The organism is Burkholderia sp. BCC1640 (assembly GCF_902833125.1).
Taxonomy (GTDB): domain Bacteria; phylum Pseudomonadota; class Gammaproteobacteria; order Burkholderiales; family Burkholderiaceae; genus Burkholderia; species Burkholderia diffusa.
Genome location: NZ_CADFEF010000023.1, coordinates 12,826 through 35,498 on the forward strand (window position 1 = coordinate 12,826; position 22,673 = coordinate 35,498).

The 22,673-nt window shown below is 64.8% G+C and carries 20 protein-coding genes; 13 read left to right on the forward strand and 7 right to left on the reverse strand.

The features are described from left to right. The first annotated feature begins 69 nt into the window (after positions 1–69). Together HWX25_RS23155 and HWX25_RS23160 are read left to right on the forward strand one after the other, a co-directional pair. A complete protein-coding gene (locus HWX25_RS23155) occupies positions 70–447 on the forward strand; it encodes a DUF2471 family protein (protein WP_175910717.1) in 378 nt (125 codons plus the stop codon). Between the two features lie 102 nt (positions 448–549). Then, entirely contained in the window at positions 550–1,563 is a 1,014-nt protein-coding gene (locus HWX25_RS23160; RefSeq protein WP_175910719.1) for a tyrosine-type recombinase/integrase, read from the forward strand. Between the two features lie 139 nt (positions 1,564–1,702). On the opposite strand, the gene HWX25_RS23165 is transcribed toward HWX25_RS23160, so the two are convergent. Beyond that, complete coding sequence (locus tag HWX25_RS23165) at positions 1,703–2,884, reverse strand: DNA-binding protein (RefSeq protein WP_175910721.1); 1,182 nt, start codon at positions 2,882–2,884, stop codon at positions 1,703–1,705. Between the two features lie 1,822 nt (positions 2,885–4,706). On the opposite strand from HWX25_RS23165, the gene HWX25_RS23170 reads away from it, so the two are divergent. Further along, positions 4,707–6,071, forward strand: coding sequence for a replication initiation protein (locus tag HWX25_RS23170; RefSeq protein WP_059467393.1), 1,365 nt, complete (start codon positions 4,707–4,709; stop codon positions 6,069–6,071). Between the two features lie 90 nt (positions 6,072–6,161). On the opposite strand, the gene HWX25_RS23175 is transcribed toward HWX25_RS23170, so the two are convergent. Together HWX25_RS23175 and parA are read right to left on the reverse strand one after the other, a co-directional pair. Further along, on the reverse strand, positions 6,162–7,223 hold the full coding sequence (locus HWX25_RS23175) for a ParB/RepB/Spo0J family partition protein (protein WP_175910723.1): 1,062 nt from the start codon (positions 7,221–7,223) through the stop codon (positions 6,162–6,164). A gap of 23 nt (positions 7,224–7,246) precedes the next feature. Next, positions 7,247–7,909 (reverse strand): ParA family partition ATPase, encoded by a 663-nt coding sequence (gene parA, locus HWX25_RS23180; protein WP_175910725.1) that lies wholly within the window; start codon positions 7,907–7,909, stop codon positions 7,247–7,249. Positions 7,910–8,812: 903 nt separating this feature from the next. Here parA and arsC point away from each other — a divergent pair. Then, on the forward strand, positions 8,813–9,169 hold the full coding sequence (arsC, locus tag HWX25_RS23185) for an arsenate reductase (glutaredoxin) (protein WP_175910727.1): 357 nt from the start codon (positions 8,813–8,815) through the stop codon (positions 9,167–9,169). Positions 9,170–9,469: 300 nt separating this feature from the next. Here the strand turns inward: arsC and HWX25_RS23190 are convergent, their stop codons facing one another. Beyond that, positions 9,470–9,709 (reverse strand): zf-HC2 domain-containing protein, encoded by a 240-nt coding sequence (locus HWX25_RS23190; RefSeq protein WP_059818512.1) that lies wholly within the window; start codon positions 9,707–9,709, stop codon positions 9,470–9,472. Beyond that, on the reverse strand, positions 9,690–10,286 hold the full coding sequence (locus HWX25_RS23195) for an RNA polymerase factor sigma-70 (protein WP_059818511.1): 597 nt from the start codon (positions 10,284–10,286) through the stop codon (positions 9,690–9,692). Before HWX25_RS23195 ends, HWX25_RS23190 begins: the two co-directional genes overlap by 20 nt. A 373-nt stretch (positions 10,287–10,659) precedes the next feature. Here HWX25_RS23195 and HWX25_RS23200 point away from each other — a divergent pair, with 373 nt between their 5' ends. After that, a complete protein-coding gene (locus HWX25_RS23200) occupies positions 10,660–11,214 on the forward strand; it encodes an NAD(P)H-dependent oxidoreductase (RefSeq protein ID WP_175910729.1) in 555 nt (184 codons plus the stop codon). A gap of 45 nt (positions 11,215–11,259) precedes the next feature. Here the strand turns inward: HWX25_RS23200 and HWX25_RS23205 are convergent, their stop codons facing one another. Further along, positions 11,260–13,503, reverse strand: a complete 2,244-nt coding sequence (locus tag HWX25_RS23205) for a hybrid sensor histidine kinase/response regulator (protein WP_175910731.1) — start codon at positions 13,501–13,503, stop codon at positions 11,260–11,262. Positions 13,504–13,945: 442 nt separating this feature from the next. On the opposite strand from HWX25_RS23205, the gene HWX25_RS23210 reads away from it, so the two are divergent. The 3 genes from HWX25_RS23210 to HWX25_RS23220 are packed head-to-tail and all read left to right on the forward strand — an operon-like array spanning position 13,946 to position 15,880. Further along, the gene (locus tag HWX25_RS23210; protein ID WP_040138947.1) at positions 13,946–14,314 is read left to right on the forward strand and encodes a response regulator; all 369 of its coding nucleotides are present in this window, start codon (positions 13,946–13,948) and stop codon (positions 14,312–14,314) included. Further along, a complete protein-coding gene (locus HWX25_RS23215; RefSeq protein WP_059689214.1) occupies positions 14,307–14,933 on the forward strand; it encodes a chemotaxis protein CheC in 627 nt (208 codons plus the stop codon). The genes HWX25_RS23210 and HWX25_RS23215 overlap by 8 nt, the downstream gene beginning before the upstream one ends. Then, a complete protein-coding gene (locus tag HWX25_RS23220; protein ID WP_059689215.1) occupies positions 14,930–15,880 on the forward strand; it encodes a diguanylate cyclase in 951 nt (316 codons plus the stop codon). Before HWX25_RS23215 ends, HWX25_RS23220 begins: the two co-directional genes overlap by 4 nt. A gap of 38 nt (positions 15,881–15,918) precedes the next feature. On the opposite strand, the gene HWX25_RS23225 is transcribed toward HWX25_RS23220, so the two are convergent. After that, positions 15,919–16,803 (reverse strand): alpha/beta fold hydrolase, encoded by an 885-nt coding sequence (locus HWX25_RS23225; RefSeq protein ID WP_175910733.1) that lies wholly within the window; start codon positions 16,801–16,803, stop codon positions 15,919–15,921. 207 nt (positions 16,804–17,010) lie between these two features. Here HWX25_RS23225 and HWX25_RS23230 point away from each other — a divergent pair, with 207 nt between their 5' ends. The 5 genes from HWX25_RS23230 (at position 17,011) to HWX25_RS23250 (ending at position 22,403) form a co-directional block, all read left to right on the forward strand. Further along, the gene (locus tag HWX25_RS23230; RefSeq protein WP_059529016.1) at positions 17,011–17,343 is read left to right on the forward strand and encodes a hypothetical protein; all 333 of its coding nucleotides are present in this window, start codon (positions 17,011–17,013) and stop codon (positions 17,341–17,343) included. Positions 17,344–17,600: 257 nt separating this feature from the next. Beyond that, the gene (gene hpnD / locus HWX25_RS23235; RefSeq protein ID WP_175910735.1) at positions 17,601–18,449 is read left to right on the forward strand and encodes a presqualene diphosphate synthase HpnD; all 849 of its coding nucleotides are present in this window, start codon (positions 17,601–17,603) and stop codon (positions 18,447–18,449) included. Between the two features lie 4 nt (positions 18,450–18,453). Further along, the gene (hpnE, locus tag HWX25_RS23240) at positions 18,454–19,707 is read left to right on the forward strand and encodes a hydroxysqualene dehydroxylase HpnE (RefSeq protein ID WP_175910737.1); all 1,254 of its coding nucleotides are present in this window, start codon (positions 18,454–18,456) and stop codon (positions 19,705–19,707) included. 11 nt (positions 19,708–19,718) lie between these two features. Further along, entirely contained in the window at positions 19,719–21,692 is a 1,974-nt protein-coding gene (gene shc / locus HWX25_RS23245) for a squalene--hopene cyclase (protein WP_175910739.1), read from the forward strand. Positions 21,693–21,695: 3 nt separating this feature from the next. Then, a complete protein-coding gene (locus HWX25_RS23250; protein ID WP_175910741.1) occupies positions 21,696–22,403 on the forward strand; it encodes a phosphorylase in 708 nt (235 codons plus the stop codon). Positions 22,404–22,673 lie beyond the last annotated feature (270 nt).

Here is a 22,673-nt window from a genome sequence, read left to right on the forward strand (position 1 = left end):
CGGACATTCCGCCATGCATTGGCCGGGCCGGCGCACCGAGGCGCCTGCTCCGGTCGACAGGAGCCTGCGATGACAGAAGAACAAGATTTGGCCGCGCTCAGCTTCAAGGCTGCCGCGCATGACCTCGAGTTGATTGTGCGTCATATAGCCGGGCGCTACATCCATCAGCGCGTCCCGCTGTCGTGGCGTCTGCTGCACGCCATCGAAGCCGAAGCGCTCGCCGATCTCGGCTTTGCCAGCCGGCACGAAGCCGGCATGCGCCAGTTGTTCGAACGGCCGTCGGACATGACCTTTCCCGAAACGGATGATCCGATCGACTTCGGACGATCGAATGCACTACCCGCTGTCTTCTCGTTCGCGGTCCTCGCGTATGAAGCCGCAGCCAGATCGCAGGAAGCGGCACCCCGCGAGCGCATTCATCACTCGTCCAAGGCGTGGGGCGACTGACGCCCGGCCCCGGCCATTCGACACGGCGGCCGGCTCCCGCATCCTGCTGCCCGCGAAGTTGCGGATAGGGCTACCATATACGCAACTAACGGAATAAACGACATGTCCCTTCCCACATCCTCCGACACGCCCGCACGCCCGGAAGAAAAGGATCTGTTCGACCGCGGTGCATCCGACTGGATCATCTCGCCCGAAGCCGCGTTCGATGCATGGCTTGCCATGCAAGACTACCGCCGTTCGTCGGCCGACGTCTACCGCGCACAATGGGGCGCTTTTCTCGCATGGCTACGTGCACATCAAAAAAACCTGGCCACGGTCGATACCGCAACGATCGCGAATTTCGTCAGCGAGCTTCCTATCCGGAAAACTCAGCGAATGCGCTATTTGAGGCTGATCGAACGCGTGCTCGACCACATCCGGCGCACCGAGCTCGCGTCCACCAACCCGGCCCGCTTCATTGCTCAGGATGGCGAAGCGAACTGGCGCCAGGCACGCGACAACGAGCCGACCGGTTTCCTAACACCGGCCGAACGCGCGAAGTTGCTGGCCTACCTGTTTTCGCCGATTGGTGTATCCGGCTCCGCATACTGGAAGGAGCGGCGCGACCGCGCACTCGTCGCCGCATTTCTCGGGGCCGGCGTGAAAACCGGCGAAGCACGCGTGCTCACGATTAGTTGCATCAATACGAGCGGAACGTCGCTGCAGATCCCGTCGACGCATCCCGATTTCGCGCGCGAAACCCATCTGGCCTCGTTCGCGATCGCGTTGCTCGAAGCGTGGCTCGTGGAGCGCAAGCGCCAGGAGATTCCGGGGGAGCTCGTGTTTCCGGCATCGCACGCCGGGCGGCCGATGCACAAGGCAACGATGCTGCGCGCGATCGATGCGATCGTCGAATCTGCGGGGCTCACGTCGTCACGCACCGCACGCGCGAGCCCGCAAACGCTGCGCAACACTTACGCAGCGGAACTGTTCGAACATGACGTGCCGCCCGAGCGGGTCGGCAAATGGCTCGGCTTCATGCGGCCGATTTCGTCGAACCGTCTTCACCGCGCATGGAAAAACTGGCGCGATGATCTCGCGAATGGTGACGCGTCCGAGCAAGACGAAAGGCTCTGATGCCGAGCCGGCTGCTCACGCGACATGACCCGTGAGCAGCCTTGTGCGGCGTAGCCTCACCGTTTCACAGCTCCCGGAAAACCTCACCTCACGCGTCCCGAATCGCCTCACCTGTGCGATCCCTGTGCCGGGCGTCACGTCAGTCGCGCGCAAAGCGTGCGATCGCTTCGAATCGGGAAGGCCAGGGTCCCGACGCATGTTCGCACTCGGGGCACGACACTTCGAATCCGTCATCGCCATGCGACAACTCCGGTTCCCCGTCGCAATGCGGGCACTGGGTCGGCACCGGAATTTCGCGGTCCAGTGACGTGCCGATTGCGGAAAACGCGTCCGCATCGAGCTGACCTGCATCGGCCAGGCGCCGAATCAGTGCGGAAATCTCCGGATTCATCCCGCGGCTCGCGCGCAGCGTATTCGCGTCGCGTGTCGCGCGGTCCAGTTCGTCGCTCTGGGTGCGCAACTGTTCCTCGAGCCGGTCTGCGCGGGCCTTGGCCGAACTCAGTTGCTGAAGAAAATCGAATTCCTTGCGCTGCACGTCACGCAGACCGCTCTGGTAGGTCGACGCCATGCTGCGCAGTGAGTCCAGCTCGACCAGCATCGGTTTGACACGGCGCTCGGCTTCGGCCACCGCATCCTTGATCTGCTGCGCGTAGTGTTCGGTGCGCTGCTGCAATTCGGCTTGCAGCGTGTCGATGCGGTCGCGCAGCGTCGCATTCTGCGTCTGCTCGGTGTCGACGCGGCCGGCCATGACGGCCAGTTCCTTTTCAAGTCGAGCGACTGTGGTGAGCAGTGTCGCCTCGTTTGCCGAACCGTGCGTCGACTGCGAAGCCAGTTGCACCTCGAGTTCGGTCACACGCGCCTGCAGCTGCTCGTTGCGGGTTTCACTGCGCGTCAGTGCGCCCTCGAGGGTTTCCTGGCGAACCGTGGCATCGCGCAGCCGTTGTTCCGCATCGGTCAGTCCGGCGCGAACCTGTTCGCGATCGACATCGAGGCTTTCCCTGGCCGCTTTCAAGGCCTCTTCATATAGCGCGCCGAGCAACGCGCCTGCCTTTTCCTCGACCGCTTTCGGGATCGCCGCACCGTCGAGCCGGATTTTCGATGCAGAACGGATTCGTTCCCAGAAATGATCGATGTCCTTTGGAATGTCGCTGGCGCTGCCGGTCTGGGTCAGGTCGCGAACGTTGGCGGCCGACGGTCGGATACCGAGATCGAAGAACAACCGCTTGCACGCATGCAGCGACAACTCCTGGCGGCGCGCGCCGCTCGCGCGAAGCGATTCCAGTTCTTCTCGGATGACTTCACGCATTTCATCCAGCGTCATGGGAGGATTCACAGGCATTGATATGTTGCGATCATAACGAAATACGTATCTTTTGATACTTGTTTTCGCGGAGTGTCGTGAATTTACGTCGCTGTGCACAGAATCCAGGGCTGTGGGCAAATCCGGACGAGCCAGCTCTTCGATTCCGTGAAACAAAGCGAAGAAAACAAGGCAAGTCCTTGTCCCGAAAGCATTTTTGAGTATGCCCCTAAAAAGCGCATTTGTTTCACATGACTGGCGTCATCGCAGCCGATCGGTGTTCAGGCGTTGGGTCTCTGTGGAAAACTCGACGACCGATGTCTTGAGAGTATTAGAAGTAAACACCCTTGAACCCTTAGTTAAAAACGTTAACGCCACGGCACAGCCTTATGTAGCAAGGCTTTCCGGCCGACAAGGTGAAGTTTTACGGGAACCAAGGTGATCTTCTGCGGGAGCTCAAGTGATGGGGTTCGGGGATCTGCGTGAGCCGATGCAGGAAAGGTCGTGAGCGGATTCGGGATCACAGTGAAACATGAGATTCCCCCAAAGGTGAGGTTTTTCGGGGCCACACAGCCACAGAACCCATGCTGTGCCTACGCGCACAGTTTTCTGCCTGTGCAGACACAGGTGAGAATTTGCGGGACCTTCTTCGCGCCCCTATTCTGCCCATCTTTTGGGCAGTTTTCGGGAAAGGTGAGGTTTCACGGGACTCCACAGGGATTTGCTGTGAGGATTTCCGGGAAACGACCGTCATTTTGCACAGCAAAAGTGCCCTGTGAAGCCAATGAGGCCCGAAAGGTGAGGCTTTTCGGGAGCAAAATTCGGGTTTTCCTGCACGGATCCCGATAAGGTGAGCTTTTTCGGGGCATCGATCACAGGCTGTCGGGCGCCTCACAGGTGAGGCTTTTCAGGAGCGCCATTTGCTCGAAAATTGGCCAAAGGTGAGGATTTCCGGGATCCGGGGTGCAGCGAATTCGCTGAAAAGCCCACCGGGACTGGTGGAAATCTGATTTTCGCTGTGCCACTTTTTGGCACAGGTGAGATTTTTCAGGACGTGGCACACAGGTGCCGCATCCGCCCGAACGCCGTAAAGGTGAGGCTTTTCGGGGGGCGATCGCCGGACACAGCGGAACGCTTGGCGCGCATAAGTATCGGATGTCATTGACATTTTTGATACCGCGGCGGTTACGGTGAGATTTTTCGGGAGCAGCTTCCGCGTTCGTTGGAACGTCGTTTTTATCATTAAGGTGAGGTTTTTCGGGAGCCTTGGACTGCTGATCCCGCGTGGGTCGGGGATTCGTCGATATCGTGGTCACAGAATTTCGAGCCGATAAGGTGAGAATTTTCGGGACCGAACGGATTCTGTGCGCTGTACAATGCGCGCCCGGGCCAGTGAAACGGTTTCGATCGACGTTGCGGAGACGCTTTTCGGTGCCGATTTCCGGATGCGGGGCGCGGTCGCGATTGCCCCATCAGCCGCGCCTGTACATGCATACAGGGCGTTGCGAGCTTGTCTGCTCGATGCCGAGACGGCCAGTGGCGACGCTGTGACGAGGACCCGGAAGCGCAGTCGTAAAATTACGACAAATCGAAGGGTGAGCCGATACGGGAGCAAATTTCGCACGTATCGAGCACAGGCAAAAATCTGTGAATCCGCGCATCCCGCGACACGTCTGGACGAGTCCGAAACGCTTTAAATCCGGACCGGTGAGGGTTTTCGGGAGAGGGTTGGGGTGAGTGCCGTTTTGCACGCGCACTTCACCGGCTATGGTGAGCATGTCGTTCTGGACGCACATCACCACAGGCGCTATCCTTCCGTGAAACTTCTCCTCCGACCAGACGCATGGCCACGAAGCGCGCCAAGAAAACCGATGTGGATGTGGTGAGTGCCAGTTCAGCCGAATTGCGTAAGGCCGTCGAGGCGATCGCAATTCAGCCGAAGAGCGGCAAGATCACGCTCCTGACCCGCAAGCTGTTCAACGTCCTGCTCGCCGTCGCGCAGCAGGCCGACGACTCGGGCGATACCTATCGCGCGCTGCTGTCGGACATCGTCGCCAACTCCGCCTTCGATTCGAACGACACCGCTCTGGTGAAGGAACACCTGCGCCGTATGGTGTCGGTCCAGGTCGAATGGAGCACGGGGACGTCGAGCCAGAAGCCGGGCCGCAAGTGGGGGATCTCGACGCTGATCGCCGATGCCGAAATTCTTGAGGATCCGGCCACCCGCCGCGTGTGGGTCGAATTTTCATTTGCACCGAAGATCAAGAAGAAGCTGCTCGACCCGGTCCAGTACGCGCGTCTGAGCCTGCAGTTCCAGAGCCAGCTGCGTAGCAGCGCTGGTCTTGCGCTCTACGAAATCTGCGTGCGCTACCTGACGAACCCGAGCCACCTGACGATGCGCGAGCCGTGGGAATGGTGGCGGCCGATCCTGTCGGGCACGCCCGATACGGAAGCCGGCGACGAGGCGAAGCGCGAGTACAAGTACTTCAAGCGGGACTACCTGCGTCCGGCGATCGCCGAGGTCAACGCGGTCACCAACATCTTCGTCGAGCTGATCGAGCATCGTGAAGGGCGGCGGGTCGCGGAGATCCAGTTCCGCGTGACCGAGCGCAAGCAGCCGATGCTCGCGCTCGACGAGCATCCGAACGTGTTCGACAGCACGCTGGTCGACCGGATGGTGAAGCTCGGGATTCCGCTCAAGGAAGCGCAGACGCTCTACGCGGACAGCGAAGAAAACCGGATTCGCGCCGCGCTGCAGATGACCGAGCAGCGGATGCGCAGCACGACGCTGCCGCCGGTGCGCAGTGCGCCCGCGTTGTTCAAGGACGCGCTGAAGAAGGGTTATGCGCCGCCGGTCGAGTCCGTTGACGCGCTGCCTTCCGGCACGCCTGCCGCGAAGGCCGTCTCGGCGCAGCCGGACGATCTGAAGGCACGTCTGTTGAGCGAATTCGCGGCGTTCCGCCGCAAGGAAGCGAAGGTGCTGTACGAGGAGCAGGGCGACGCGGAGCGCGAAGTGGCGCGCGAGTCGTTCGAGTCGGAGGTGTTGCCGACGATGGGCTCGCATCTGCGCGACGACTGGCGCAAGCGCGGTCTCGATTCGAAGCTGGCCGAGACGGCCTTTTTCGACTGGCTCGCCCAGAAGACCTGGGGCGAGCCGACCGACGGCGACCTGCTGTCGTTCACCCTGAATCAATCTCGGGCCGCCTGAGGCCCGTTCAGGCCCCTCTGGCGGGGCCGTCGCCGGCGGCCCGCCATCCGGCGTGCCCGGCGCCTCGCCAGGCCCTGCCGGCCGTTTCCATCACTCCGACAACAGCATCCGCTCGAGCTGCTCGAGGATCGCGTCGCGTTTGTCCTTCGGGAGGCCGCGCAGGCGCAGTTCGATACGGTCTTCGCCATACGACTTCAGGTCGCCGACCGACTTGCCGCCGAGCTTGATCTCGAGACGCTGCGCATAGCGCTGGCGACCCGCCGGCTTCGGCGTTTCCTGCGCCGCGACGCGGCCCTTGACGATGTCCGACACCTGGCGCGTGCTGAGATCGTCGGACACGATCTTGTTGATCAGCCGCAGCGTCGCCTCGGTGCCGCGCGCATTGTGATAACGGCCGACCTGATACGCCATGTTCGACCCGAAGCGATCGGGGCGCGCGACCATCTCCTGCATCACACTTTCCGGCAGCTTGCCGATCGACAGCGCAACCGCGACCGTCGACTCGTCGAGGCCGAGATGCTCGGACAGTTCCTTCTGACTCTGGAAATGTTTGTCGTCGAGGAAACGGCGCCATACGACAGCGTTGTCGAACACCGTCTGCGAATCGCGTTGCACGTTCAGATCGTAGCCGAGCTTGTAGCTCTGGATTCCGATCGGCACGTCGATCACGATTGCCTTCACCGACTCCTTGTTCGCTTCCTTCAACGCACGCACACGACGGCCGCCGTCGCTGACGAAATACGAACCCGGATTGTCGTAGTCCGGAATCACGTGGATCGCCTGCTGTTGCCCCTGCTTCGCGAGGTTGACCGCGAGTTCGGCAATCGACGACTTCAGATAGAAGTGCCGCGGGTTGAACGGGCTATGCTTGATCGCCTTCAGCGACAGCTCGATCACCTGGCCGGGCGCATAGCGGTTCTCGAGGCGCCACGCGCGATATTGCGGCGACTCGTCGGTCGACGGATCGAGCAGGACGTCCGGAGCCGGCGGCGGCGCGATGTCCTTCTTGGCGGACTTCGTCAGGGCGGGTGTGGCTGTCTCGGACTTGACGATGCCGTCGATGGCATTCAGCCGATCAAGCGCCGTGCGCTTCTCGCTCGTCGTGATATCCGGGCGCGCCTGGAATCCTTTTGCAAATTGGGAGGGTTTCATGCGACTCCTTTATGCGCATAAAGTCAGGGCAGCATGGCGACGATTTCGTCGGCGCATGCGCGGATTTCCGCGGCGGCCAGCTTCGCGCCACGATCGTTCATCTGCAGCACGGTCTGACCGAGCGCCATCGCCTGCTTGTACGCTTCCCGGGTCGGGATTTGCGTCTTCAGCAACGGGAAGCCGAGTTCCTCGAGCGCGCGCTTCAGCTCGCGGGTCAGCATGCGCTTCTCTTCGGTCTTGTTCAGCAGGAAGACGGCGCGGAGATCTTCGTTCATCACCTGCGCCTGCTGGATCAGCTTGACCAGCCCGACGCTCGACCAATAATCGGCCGGCGACGACGAAGTCGGGATCACGGCGATTGATGCGGCTAGCAGCACGACGCCGGAGACCTTCTCGGTGATCGACGGCGGGCAATCGACGACGATGATGTCGTAGTCGTTGATGAACTTCTTGATTTCGCGATGGATCTGGCCGCCGGCTTCGGCGAGGTTGACGACCGGGAACGGGATCCCGGCGTCGCCGTCACCGGATGCGCTCGACCAGTGAACCAGTGTGTTTTGACCGTCTGCGTCGATGACGAGGACGCGCTTCCCTTTCTCATGGAATGCCGCGCCGAGGTGCATGGCAATCGTGCTTTTGCCGACGCCACCTTTTTGTTGAGTGACTGCAATGATTTCCGCGGCCAATTTTCACTCCTGTTTTTGATCGTTGGAATTCTACAGGACGATATTTATATTTCAATGAAATTGTCGTTCGCCAACTACGCGTTAGCCATTCGGGCGATTGGTTTATGCGCATAAACGGGCTCGGGATGTCGGATGGCTGGCGCCGGTGAAGGAAGCGAGGTCGCTGTGGTGGATGATGAATGGTGATGCTCGTGACGACGGGCGGCTTTGGTTCCACGTTCGGCATACTGATCGGCGCTGCCCTATCCATCGTTGAAGGGGCGCTGCCGCGGTGTCGGTGGAGTTTGTGCGCATAAACTTCGGCAGTGCCGGAGCGCATCGACGACCCTGAGTCCTCGCTCGAGCGTGCTCCCCGATGACAAACGCCGCGCGGCTCAGACCGATGCGACGCGACACATGCATGCCATGTTCAGTGACGAAGCGCGCTGGCCGTCCCCACTGTGTTTATGCGCATAAACCATCGGGAGGCTCGGCCGTTATCGAAGGTCGTACGCCCCAGACTCCATCGTGTATTGCGATGATGATCGTTCGGTGCATCGAAGTGGCCGGGCCGACGGCGATACCCGCGGTCCTTTCCACCAGGGGACGCGCTAGCTTTATGCGCATAAAGCTAGCGACGGATACATGAGGTGGTGGCTCTGCGTCGACGCCGTCAACACGACATGACGATGAGTCTAGTCCCCTGAGCTATTCGCCACCGAAAACGGCGGCGCAAATTGCCCATGCAACGCACTTTATGCGCATAAACGCACCAAGCGGATTACGCACTCGTCGGCGCAAATCACTCTCCTCTGCACGCCACACCGAGACTCCAATCCCCTTCCACCCGTGTACCGACACCCCGCCGAAACACCCGCAACCAGACTGGCTACAATACGGGCCTTTCTCATCCAGGCCCGAACGATGATCACGATCTACCACAACCCCCGCTGCTCGAAGTCCCGCGAGACGCTCGCATTGGTCGAGACGCTGAACACCACCGGCACGCCGGTGAACGTCGTCGAATACCTGAAGACGCCGCTGACGGTCGAGGAACTGGAAGCGCTGCATCGTCAGCTTGGGCGCCCGGCGCGCGACATGCTTCGCGACGGCGAGGAGCCGTACAAGACGCTGGATCTGGCCCGTGCGAACCTGATGGACGCGGAAGCCTACGAAGCGATTGCGGCGCATCCGATTTTGCTGCAGCGTCCGATCGTCGTGTATCGAGGCAAGGCCGCCATCGGCCGCCCGCCCGAGTCGGTGCGGGCGCTGTTCGAATAATTTTAGTTCGGCGGCTTTTTCTTATCGGATCGATCCCGGCGCGAGCGCGCCGGGATCGACCGACAGGATTCGCAGCCGCCAGCGATCCCCGACGCCACGCAGCGGACAGCCCGTACTCGGCGCGCTCGCCCCACAAGCCGCCTCCAGCGTTGCCCCTACGACATCGCCAACGACATCGCCAACGACATCGCCAACGACATCGCCAACGACATCGCCAACGACATCGCCAACGACATCGCCAACGACATCGCCAACGACATCGCCAACTGCGATGCGCAACCACAGACCGACATCGGCAACTTAGCCCTTCGGCGCGTCGCCCGACGACTCGTCCTGATCACCCCTCGCCTCATCCACCATCCCCCGCCCCGCCGCTGCATGTGCCGCCGTCCGCAGCATCGCGATCTGCCCGCGATATGCGCGGCATCCGCTGCAAGCCGGCAGATGCACGTGCACCTGCATGCGCTCATGGAGCGTCAACGATCGGTCGAGCGCATCCGATAGCAGTCGCGTCACGTCTCTACATTTCCCCGGCAGCATCTTCGGTCGTCAGTCCTTTTTCGCTCAGGCAGGTGCGCAGGCGCGTGCGCGCCCGATACAGCAGCACGCTGCAATGATTCGTCGTCAATGTCAGTTCGCTGCAGATATCGGCAATCTCGACGTCGAGAAATTCTCGCATCATGAATACGCGTCCGATGTGTTCCGGCAGGTGGTCGAGGCAGGCCTGGAACAGCGTCCAGAACTGCCGTTGCTGCAGCAGCGTTTCGGGGCGTGCCCACGGTCGCGGCTTCGTGTGCGCGGCCCAGTGCCCGTTTTCCTTGAACAACTCGCGATCGAGCACGGATTCGCCGTCGAGCTCCGCGTCGAGTGCGGACAGACTCACCGTCCGCTGCCGTGCACGCAGAATGTCGATCAGCTTGTTGCGCAGAATGCCGAACACCCAGGTCTTGTGGGCCGACCGTCCCGCGAACTCCCCCGCATGCGTCCACGCAGCGGTCAGCGCTTCCTGCACGGCATCCTCGGCCGCATCGGCATCGCGCAGTTGGAGTCGCGCGAAGCGCAACAGGTCGCGGCGCAGTTGCGCGAGATAGGTGGGGTCGTCGTACGCGGACGGCATGGCGGGTCGGGAGCCTTACGGAGCGGAGGCGATCATGTGCGCGCCGTCGGGCGGGCGCATCGCGGTGCGAGCAGCTTACTGGTCGAGACGCCGCGCTGCAACGGATGTTCCGTCACGAATTCACGAAGCCGGCCGGCGCGCTGCGCTATGCTTGCCGGAGCCCCGCATCGCGCGTCGTGAAATCGCGACGCGGGCAGTCTGTAACATCAGATCATAGCGGCCAAGTTATCCACAATTTCTGTGGAAAACCTTGTGGAAAGTCGGCCGGTCGGCCCCGTGGGACGGCTCGCGGGCTGGCTTGCCTATAAACAGACCTTTGTCGCCTGTTCGGAATCAATCGATCCGATTCCTCACCCACCGGAAGGAGAAAGCCATGTCCTATCGTGTTGCAGTCGTCGTCGGCAGCCTGCGCCGCGGTTCCTGGAACCGCGCGCTCGCGCATGCCGCGATCTCGCTCGCCCCCGCCGATTTCTCGTTCGAATTCGTCGAGATCGGCGAACTGCCGCTGTACAGCCAGGACTACGACGCGGATTTTCCGGAAGTCGCGAAGCGCTTCAAGCAGTCGATCGAAGCCGCCGACGCACTGCTGTTCGTCACGCCTGAATACAACCGCTCGATCCCGGGCGTGCTGAAGAACGCGCTCGACTGGGGCTCGCGCCCGTGGGGTCACAACTCGTGGTCCGGCAAGCCGGGCGCCGTGCTCGGCACGTCGCCGGGCGCGGTCGGCACCGCGCTCGCGCAGCAGCACCTGCGCAACGTGCTCGCGTATCTCGACGTGAAGATGCTCGGGCAGCCGGAAATGTTCATCAAGCATGACCCGGCGCGCATCGACGACGAGGGGCAGATCGTCAGCGAGGACACCCGCAAGTTCCTGCAGGGTTTCGTCGACCGCTACGTCGACTGGGTGCGCGTGCTGAAGGCGGCCTGAGCGCCGTCCCCTTCCCGCCGCCGGCACCGGCCCGCATGCCGCGGGTCAGGCGCCGGCATGCCGCGCATCGCGCGCTTCGCGGATGCCGAGCAGGATCTCGTCGAGCAGCGCGATGTCGAACGGCTTCGACAGCACGCGCACGTTGACGGTACGCGTGCGGTCGAGTTCCTCCGCGTATCCCGTGACCAGGATCACGGGCAGCTTCCCCGGCCGCTTGTCGATCGCTTCGGCGAGATCGATGCCGTTCAGGCGGCCCGGCATGTGGATATCCGAGATCACCAGATCGAAGGCGTCGTTCGCGGCCGCGCCCTCGATCAGGCGCAACGCGTCGTCGGCGGTGGGGGCGTAGGTGACGCGGTGCCCGAGCAGCGTCAGCAGCGCTTCGGTGCCGGCCGCGACTTCGCTGTTGTCTTCGACCAGCAGCACGTGCAGGCCCGCGAGCGCGCCGGTGTCGTGCGCGACGGGCTGCGAGCGCGCGACGATGTCCTCGACGCGTGCGCGCGGCAGGTAGAGGCGCACCGACGTCCCGGCGCCGACCGCGCTGTCGATCGTCGCGAGGCCGCCCGAGCGCTCGCAGAACGCGAACACCTGCGGCAGCCCGAGCCCCGTTCCCATGCCCTGCGCCTTCGTCGTGAACAGCGGCTCGAACGCACGCGCGAGCACGTCGGGCGCCATGCCCGAGCCCGTATCGTCGAGCGAGATCTGAACGAAGTCGCCGATCAGCGGAAAGCCGTCCTCGCGGCGCAGCGTCACGTTGCGCGCACCGACCGTGAAGCGGCCGCCCGCCGTCATCGCATCGCGCGCGTTGACGGCGAGATTGATCACCGCGAGCTCAAGCTCCGCGACATCGACCCGGATCGGCCAAATGCCGGGCTCGATCGCGACGACCAGCGACGACTTTGAACCGAGCGACGTCTTCAGCAGTTCGCGACACGTGCCGAGCCACTGGCCGACGTCGATCGTCTCGTTGTGCAGCGGCTGCTTGCGCGCGACGCCGAGCAACTGGCGCGTGAGCGACTGGCCGTTCTTCAGCGCGCGTTCGATCGCACCGAGTTCCTTGTCGAGATGCTGGACGCCGCGTCGCCGCGCGATCTGCACGTTGCTCGAGATGATCATCAGCAGGTTGTTGAAGTCATGCGCGACGCTGCCGACCAGGTTGCCGAGCGCCTGCATCTTGCGCGACTGCCGGTATGCCGATTCGATCGAGCGCCGCATCGACGCTTCGGCCTGCCAGCGGTCCCACGCTTCCTCTTCCGCCTTCAGCCGCTTCAGCGACAGCCAGATCACCGACCACAGCGCGATCGACGGCGCGAACATCGAGATGAACAGCACGCTCAGGTGTTCGTACCATTCATGCCAGATCGCGGATGTGCGGTACGCGCAGGTCACGTACACGGGGTAGCTGCCGACCTGGCGGTACGCGACGATCTCGCTGCTGGCGCCGTCGTGGCGCACGCGCACGACGCCCGCGCGCGGATCGTTGCGGGCGTTGCCGAACGTGGCCGTGAGATCGGTGTGCGCGAGCGACGGCGGCGGCGGATACGACGCGATCACCGCGCCGTCGGAGCGCGCGAGCGCCATCGTCATCGGCGTGGTCGCGCCGCCGAGCAGGTCGCGGTAGAACGCATTGAAATACGAAGACTTCAGCGCGATCGACACCATTCCGGCGAACGAACCGTCGCTGTGGCGTCGCGCGACGCCCGTGTTGAACACGGGGATGTTCTCGAGCTTGAGCGGACCCATCATCAGCTTCGAGATGTGTTCGATCACCTTGCCGTCGCGGATGCCGGCGAAGTCGTCGCGATACGCGATCGACGCATAGGGCGCCGGATAGTAGAGGCTGTTCGCGAGCAGCATCCCGCTCGCACCGAAGATCGACACCGCGGCCACCTGCGGATAGCCGCCGCCGATCGTGTTCAGCGCTTCGTGGATGTCGGATTCGTGGCGGCGCACGGTGGCGTCGTCCATGTCCTGCACGAGGTCGACGATGCGCGCGTCGAGCGTCTCGCTCAGGTCGAACACCTTGAGCGCATGCTCCTCGGCGACGCGCACGGTGCGCATCGTCACGTCGCTCGCCGCGGCCTCGCGTGCTTTCAGGTCGTTGTACGCCATGACCGACACGTAGATGCACGGCAGCACGATCGCCGCGACCAGCAGCACGATCAGCGTCACGCGCCGGACCGCGAAATCGTGCTCGGGTGCGCCGGACGCATAGCTGCCGTCGTCCTGCCAGTCGTCGGCGGGCGGAGAGACGGGTGTGCGGGAGTCGGCGGGACGTTCGGACGTCATCGAGGAAGGCGGGCCAAGCTGAGATGTTCAATCATAAACGAGTTGCGCTTGCTCGCCGTACCCGCGCGCGGATGTGCAACCTGATGATTCCGACAGGGCGAAATGAAAGTTTGAAAACGCTATGAATCCGGCAGCGCAAACGTACACAAAGAAAAATTTTGCGTGCTTATCTTGAAAATGGTCGCGCCTGTTTTCGGAATGCAGGCCGATCGAACCGATTTTGTTCGAAATGGTGAAAATGGCGAGTTGCACTGCCTTCGGTTTACTCAGAGAATCGCGCCTTGCTTTCCCTATGACAGATATATGCGCCCGCCGGCGTTCGCGGCGCGGTGTGTCGCGTGCCTCGCGCCGCGACGCCCGCGCTTGATTGCACGGCGCCTCAAGAAGCGCGCCGCGCGGTCGTTAACGCGAGAGAGACCATTCCGTATACCGCTTCGCTGCCATGCCTTTGCCGATCGTGATCGCCGACGACTCCTTGCTCGCTCGCAAACTTCTGACAAAGGCACTGCCGGGAGACTGGGACGTCGACGTCGCGTATGCGGCGAATGGTCGCGAGGCTCTGGCGCTCTATCGTGACGGCAAAGCTTCCGTGATGTTTCTGGACCTGACGATGCCCGACATGAACGGCTATCAGGTGCTCGAGACACTGCGCCACGAAGATCTGAACACGTTCGTGATCGTGGTATCCGCCGATATTCAGCCGCAGGCGCAAGCACGCGTGCGCGAGCTGGGCGCGATCGCATTCGTTGCCAAGCCCGTGACGTCGGAGGCGTTGCTGCCCATTCTCAAGGAGTATGGGTTGTATGCCTGAATCGGTGTTCACGGCGGAGCAACGCGACGCGTTGCAGGAGATCGCCAACCTTGCGATGGGCCGCGCCGCCTCACGGCTCGCGTTGCTGCTCGGGCATTTCATCGAGCTGTCGGTACCGCGCGTGCGCGTCGTGAAGGCCGCCGACGCGGGCGACGCGCTGCGCGAGATGACGGGCATCCACGACAACGTGACGGCCGTGCGCCAGGGATTCCGTTCCGACATCAAGGGCGAGGCGATCGTGCTGTGCCGCAGCGCGGGCGTCGCGCGGCTCATGTCGCTGATGGACCGCACGTTCGGCGACGGTGTGTACGCCGGCATGGCCACGCAGGACGAACTCGTGTTCGATGTCGCGAACGTGCTGATGAGCGCGTGCGTCGCGTCGATTCTCGACGAGCTCGGCCGCAAGCCCGTGTTCTTCCCGCCGGGGCTGCTCGGCGCGAACGTGTCGTTCGACGACGTGTTCCAGCCGAACGCGCTCGCATGGAGCGTCGCGCTGCTGCTCGAAGTGAACTTCGGCCTCGAGGATCACGCATTCCGCGCACATTTCGTGATGCTGATGGCCGAGGATTCGATCCGGCTGATGGGCGACGCGCTCGACGCATTGCTGTCCGCGCTATGACCGCTACCCCGACCACCACCGCCGCGTCGCTGAGCGACCTCGTGATCGAACGCGTCGGCTTCGGCCTGTTCGTGCTCGACCGCACGATGAACGTGCTGATGTGGAATCGCTTCATGCAGGACCACAGCGGTATCCCGGCTGCCGACGTGATCGGCCGCAACCTGTTCGACCGCTTTCCGGAACTGCCGCGCGCATGGCTCGAACGCAAGCTCGAGAGCGTGTTCCAGCTCGGCAGTTTCGCATTCAGTTCGTGGGAGCAGCGGCCTTACCTGTTCCGCTTCGAGCACGACCGGCCGATTACCGGCGGCGTCGACTACATGCAGCAGGACTGCACGTTCATGCCGCTCACGCGCGGCCGCGAAGTCGAGGCCGTCTGCGTGACGATCTCGGACGTCACGCACGTGAGCGTGATGCAGCGCGAGCGCGAGGAGGCGGTCGCGAAGCTGCGCGAGCATGCGAATCGCGACGGCCTGACCGGCATCGCGAACCGGCGCTTCTTCGAGGCTCGGCTCGGCGACGAATTCGCGCGCTGGCAGCGCTACGGCGGCGACCTGTCGGTGCTGCTGTTCGACCTCGACCACTTCAAGACGATCAACGACCGGTTCGGGCACGCGGCCGGCGATGCGGTATTGCGCGAGACGGCGCGCCGCGTCGCGTCCATCGTGCGCGCGCAGGATACGTTCGGCCGCTTCGGCGGCGAGGAATTCGCGCTGCTGCTGCCGTGCACGAATCTCGACGAGGCGATGCGGGTGGCCGACAAGGTACGCGACGCGATCGGCAGCACGCCGGTCGACGCGGAAGGCGTCAGCGTGCCGGTGACGGCGAGCGTCGGCGGCGCGTGCGCGACGGCGGGCGCGTCGGGGTTCGACGCGCTCGTCAACGAGGCCGACACCGCGCTCTATCGCGCGAAGCGGCTCGGGCGCGATCGGTCGATCGCCTACGCGTAACCGCCGCGCCGCCGCTTCACGCGCGCGATGCGCGCCGTTCAGCTTTTCGCGATATCCGCGAGCACGCCGGCCAGCACGGCCGGCTGCGACACGAACGGCGAATGGCTGCTGTCGAGCTGGTGCACGTGCGTCGGGTTGCCGGGCACGAACGCGTCGGCTTCGTCGATGAAGCGCTGCTGCAGCGCGGGCAGGATCACGCGATCCGCCAGGCACTTGATGTAGTGACGATCGATCGCGCCCCAGCGCGCGGTGGTCGTCGGGATCGCGGTCGCGAACGGCGCAGCCGGCACGTCGCAGGTCATCAGGTTCGCCACCGCCTCGAAGTCGGCCTGCGGCACGTCGTCGTACAGCGCGCGCTTCGCGAGCTCGCGATACGCGGCATCGCCGCTGCGCGGATCGATCCGCAGCGCGCCCGCGACGCGCGGGCTCGCGAGCATCAGCGGGCCCAGCATTTCACCCTTGTTTTCGGGTGCACGCACATAGTCGAGGCCCGGCACGCCCGACGCGGGCATGAACGCCGAGAGATAGACGATCTTCGCGATCTTCTCCGGCGCGCGCTCCGCCGCAGCCGTGATCGCGAGGCCGCCCATGCTGTGGCCGACGAGCACGACCTTGCCGCGGCCGAGCGCGTATGCGTCGTCGACTGCCTGCATTACCTGCGTCGCGTAATCGTCGAGCGTGGTATTCGCGACCGGCGACGGCTCGGCGCCGAATGCGTCCTCGTCGAGCGGCCGTTCGAGATACGACGCGGGAAAGCGGGCATTGATGCCGTGCGCGGGCAGGTCGCGCGCGATCGACAGGTAGCCGCGCGCGGCCAGCGCGGCCGCGACGTGCGCGTAGCACCACGCACCATGCCACGCGCCGTGCACCAGCACGAAAACGGGGTGGTCGGATTGCGCGGCGGCGGTTACGTTCGTCTCCATGGTGTCCGTGTCTTTTTTCGAGAAAGATGTTCATCTTAGACGAAGCCGCGCGCGTCCAAGCATGAACACGCGGCCCGACCGTGCACGCGCCCGGATCGGCCGTCGCGATCAGGCCCTTTTGTCTCGTTCAGGCCACATTTCGTCCTGATCTGATTTGAATTTGCGCCGAAGCGCGCTAATTTGACGCTTTGTTACCGATTGCGCTCCATGAACGTCGACTACCTCTTCTACCGGCGGCCGGAAAAGCCTGGCCCCTATTCGCTCGACGATCTGGGCGAGATCGCGCCGCCCATCGGTCCGAGCGACGTGGTGCGCGCGGGGATCGCGCGCGTGTTCGAGCAGATCGACTGGCACGAGTCGCCCGACGTGCCGGGCGCGTGGTTCGGCACCGGCGGCCCGTCGTTCCAGTTCACGGCGGAGCCAGACGGGCGTGTAACGAGCTTCATGGGCTCGCGCCTCGAGCGCCGCTCGATGCTGCAGCTGACCCGCGAAATGGGGCTCATCGCGCTCGATCTGCAGCGCGACATCGTCTACGGCTGACGGGCGGCGCGACGCCGTTCCCCGTCGCGGCCGGCCACGCCGGCACAGGGCCCCGAAGCGGCCCGCCGGGCGCGGCGTGTGTCCGCCATCGAACTTCAAAGATTGCTATACTTTCGCCCAATTCCGGCTTCCGGCCGGTAATTTGTGCCTGTCTGCGTCGATCGTTCGCATATCTCGCACGCATTTGACGCCCTGACCAACCCAGCCGGGCATGGCCTCTTCAATCGCCCCGCGTGGGTGTCTCCGTGGAGCTCGTCTTGGCCGTTTCCAATCTCGTCGTGGACGAACAAGAAACCGACGCCGCTGCCGTCACATCGGGCAGTTCTTTCTATCTGGCGATGCGCATCCTGCCGGCAGTGCAGCGCGACGCGATGTTCCAGGTCTACGCGTTCTGCCGCGCGGTCGACGACATCGCCGACAGCGACCTGCCGCGCGCCGAGCGCAACGCGGGCCTCGATCGCTGGCGCGCGGACATCGATGCCTGCTTCGCCGGCCCGCCGCCGCGCCATCTGGTCGCGCTCGAGCGCGAGATCCGCGCATTCGACCTGAAGCGCGAGGACTTCCACGCGATGATCGACGGGATGGCGATGGACGCCGCCGAGGACATCTGCGCGCCGGACGAACCGACGCTCGACCTGTTCTGCGATCGCGTGGCGAGCGCGGCCGGCCGTCTGTCGGTGAGGATTTTCGGGATCCCGGAGGCGGAAGGCATCGAGCTGTCGCACCACCTCGGCCGCGCGCTGCAGCTGACGAACATCCTGCGCGACATCGACGACGACGCGGCGATCAACCGCTGCTATCTGCCGCGCGAGCTGCTCGCGCGCGAAGGCATCGCGATCACCGATCCGGCGACGATCGTGCGCGACCCGGCGCTGCCGCGCGTGTGCGCGACGCTCGTCGAGCGCGCGCTCGAACACTTCCGCGCGGCGGACGCCGTGATGGATCGCTGCACGCGCGCGCAGGTCAAGGCGCCGCGCATCATGTCGGGCGCGTACCGCTGCATTCTGGAAGCCGCGATCGCGCGTGGCTTCGCCGCCCCGCGCGTGCCGCTGCGCAAGCCGAAGGCGCGCATGCTGATGATCGCCGCGCGCTACGCGCTGTTCTGAGCCGATGCCCAGAACCGTCCACGTGATCGGTGCAGGACTCGCGGGCCTGTCGGCCGCCGTCGAGCTGCAACGCCGCGGGCGGCGCATCGTGCTGCACGACGCGCATGCGCATGCGGGCGGGCGCTGCCGCTCGTGGTTCGACGGGACGCTGAACACGACGCTCGACAGCGGGCTGCACCAGGTCTTCGCGGGGCAGTCCGCGACGCAGCGCTACCTGCGCGCGATCGGCGCGGCCGATCAGCTGACGGGCCCCGCGCTGCCTGAATATCCGGTGGTCGACGTCGCGTCGCAGCAGCGCTGGACGCTGCGCTTCGGCAACGGGCGCTGGCCGTCGTGGCTGTTCGACGCGGCATCGCGTGCGCCGGGCACCACGCCGCTCGACTACCTCGCGCTGGCGTCACTCGCGTTCGCGCGCACCGGCCGTTCACTCGCACAGACGATGCGATGCGACGGCGTGCTGTGGGATCGTTGGCTGCGGCCATATTGGCTCGGGGTGCTGAACGTCGAACCGCGCCACGCGAGCGCCGAGCTCGCGCGTGCGGCACTGTGCGGCATGTTTGCCGCGGGCGGCCCCGGTTGGCGCCCGCTCGTCGTGCGCCGCGGGCTCGGCAGCGCATTCGTCGAACCGGCGCTGCGGATGCTGCAGCACGGCGGCGCGCAGATCCAGCTGAACTCGCGGCTCGATGCGTTCGAATTCGGCGCGCACGGCAACGCGGTCGATGCGGTCGCGATCGGCGGCGAGCGCGTCGATCTCGCGCCGGGCGACGCGGTCGTGCTGGCGGTGCCGCCCGAGGTCGCGCAGCCGCTCGTCCCGGATCTCACCGCGCCCGACACGTTCAGTGCGGTCGTGACCGCGTATTTCGCGGTCGATACACCGGCCGGCAGCCCGCTGCAGACGGCCGTCGTCAACGGCATCGTCGACGCGGTGCGCACCGGCGATGGTCCGATCGCGGCGACGATCCGCGACGCGGGTCGCTGGCTCGACATGCCGCGCGATGCGCTCGCGCGGCGCATCTGGGAAGACGTCGCGCGCGTGACCGGCGCGAACCCGGAAACCCTCCCCGCGTGGCAGCTCGTCGTCGAGCCGCGCGCGGGGTTCGCGGCGGTGCCGTCGCAGGAAATGAAACGTCCGGCCGTGCGTACGCGCTGGACCAATCTCGTGCTGGCGGGCGACTGGATTGCCACCGGCTTGCCCGCCACGATCGAGGGCGCGATCCGTTCCGGCCAATTGGCCGCGGACGTGCTCCAGACACAATAAGAGAGGGACCGATGAACGATCTCACCGATATGGCTACCCTGTCCGCCGGCACCGTGCCGGCCGGGCTCGACGCGGCCGTCGCCAGCGCGACCGACGCGCTGCTGGCCGCGCAGAACGCGGACGGACACTGGGTCTACGAACTCGAAGCCGATTCGACGATTCCCGCCGAATACGTGCTGCTCGTCCACTATCTCGGCGAGACGCCGAACCTCGAGCTCGAACAGAAGATCGGCCGCTATCTGCGTCGCATCCAGCAGGCCGACGGCGGCTGGCCGCTGTTCACCGACGGCGCGCCGAACATCAGCGCGAGCGTGAAGGCGTATTTCGCGCTGAAGGTGATCGGCGACGACGAGAACGCCGAGCACATGCAGCGTGCGCGTCGCGCGATTCACGCGATGGGCGGCGCCGAGATGTCGAACGTGTTCACGCGGATCCAGCTCGCGCTGTACGGTGCGATTCCGTGGCGCGCGGTGCCGATGATGCCGGTCGAGATCATGCTGCTGCCGCAGTGGTTCCCGTTCCACCTGTCGAAGGTGTCGTATTGGGCGCGCACCGTGATCGTGCCGCTGCTGGTGCTGAACGCGAAGCGTCCGATCGCGAAGAACCCGCGCGGCGTGCGCATCGACGAGCTGTTCATCGACCCGCCCGTCAACGCCGGTCTCCTGCCGCGTCAGGGCCACCAGAGCCCCGGCTGGTTCGCGTTCTTCCGCGTGGTCGACCACGCGCTGCGCGCAGTCGACGGCCTGTTCCCGAGCTACACGCGCGAACGCGCGATCCGCCAGGCCGTGTCGTTCGTCGACGAGCGCCTGAACGGCGAGGACGGCCTTGGCGCGATCTATCCGGCGATGGCCAACGCGGTGATGATGTACGACGTGCTCGGCTATGCGGAAGATCATCCGAACCGCGCGATCGCGCGCAAGGCGGTCGAGAAGCTGCTCGTCGTGCACGAGGACGAAGCGTATTGCCAGCCGTGCCTGTCGCCGGTGTGGGACACGTCGCTTGTCGCACATGCGCTGCTCGAAACCGGTGACGCGCGTGCCGAGGAAGCGGTGCTGCGCGGCCTCGACTGGCTGCGCCCGCTGCAGATCCTCGACGTGCGCGGCGACTGGATCTCGCGCCGCCCGAACGTGCGGCCGGGCGGCTGGGCGTTCCAGTACGCAAACGCGCACTACCCGGACGTCGACGATACTGCCGTGGTCGTGATGGCGATGGACCGTGCGCAGAAGCTCAAGCAGACGGATACGTATCGCGAATCGATGGCGCGCGCGCGCGAATGGGTCGTCGGCATGCAGAGCAGCGACGGCGGCTGGGGCGCGTTCGAACCGGAAAACACGCAGTACTACCTGAACAACATTCCGTTCTCGGATCACGGCGCGCTGCTCGATCCGCCGACCTCGGACGTATCGGGCCGCTGCCTGTCGATGCTGTCGCAGCTTGGCGAGAGTGCGCTGAACAGCGAGCCGGCCCGTCGCGCGCTCGACTACATGCTGAAGGAGCAGGAGCCGGACGGCAGCTGGTACGGCCGCTGGGGGATGAACTACGTGTACGGCACGTGGACGGCACTGTGCTCGCTGAACGCAGCCGGCCTGACGCCGGACGATCCGCGCATGAAGCGCGGCGCGCAGTGGCTCCTGTCGATTCAGAACAAGGACGGCGGCTGGGGCGAGGACGGCGACAGCTACAAGCTGAATTACCGCGGCTTCGAGCAGGCGCCGAGCACTGCGTCGCAGACGGCGTGGGCGCTGCTCGGCCTGATGGCGGCCGGCGAGGTGAACCACCCGGCCGTTGCACGCGGCGTCGATTACCTGATTGCGCAACAGAACGAAGAAGGCCTGTGGGACGAGACGCGTTTCACCGCGACCGGCTTCCCGCGCGTGTTCTACCTGCGCTATCACGGTTATCGCAAGTTCTTCCCGCTGTGGGCGCTCGCGCGCTATCGCAACCTGAAGCGCGCCAATGCGACGCGCGTGACGGTCGGGATGTAACGCGTGGCACCGGCGCAGCACAACGGCACGTTGCCCGTCATCGCCGTCACAGGGATGGCGTTCGAGGCACGCATCGCGCGCGGCCACGGCGTCGAAGCCGTGTTCGCCGCGCGGGCCGACCGGCTCGAGCGCGCGCTGGCCGAGGCGACCGCGCGCGGTTGCGCGGGCATCGTGAGTTTCGGCACGGCGGGCGGGCTCGCTCCCGATCTCGCGCCCGGCGCACTCGTGATCGCGGACGCGATCGACGGGCCGTTCGGCCGCGTGCAGACCGATCCGGGCTGGAGCGCGCGGCTCGTCGCCGCGCTGCACGACACGCCGGTGTGGGCGCGCGTCACGCGCGGCACGATGGCGGCGGTCGGCGCGCCGGTGGTCAGCGAGCAGGAAAAGACGTCGCTGCATCGCACGAAGGGCGCGCTCGCCGTCGACATGGAGTCGCATATCGCCGCGGCCTTCGCGGCGTCGCGCGGCGTGCCGTTCGCGGTGTGCCGCGCGATCGTCGACCCTGCGTGGCGCACGCTGCCGCGCGCGGCGACGGCCGGCCTGCGCGACGACGGCAGCACGGCCATCTTGCCGATCCTGCGCGAACTGCTGAAGCAGCCGTCGCAGCTCGGCCCGCTGCTGCAGGTTGCGGGCGACGCGCGCGCGGCACGCACGACGCTGATCCAGGCGCGGCACGCATTCGAGCGTGTCGGCGCGATGCGGATCGTCTGAGCGGCGCTCGCCGCTTTCCGCTTCTCCTCCCCCTTACCTTTTCGTTTCGCGTACGCGCAAAAAAAGAGCGCTGCATGATGCAGCGCTCTTGACCATTCCAGACCGACGCAATCGGCACGACGGTATCGAGAATGAGATTCGTGCGCGCTTCCCGGCAATTAGAGCTGTGATGGCACCGCAGCCAGTGGTGGATCGTTTTGTCAATGATAAGGATAGCGACACATATCTCAAAAACAAGCTTGCGGATACGGTATGTAGATCTGGCCTCTC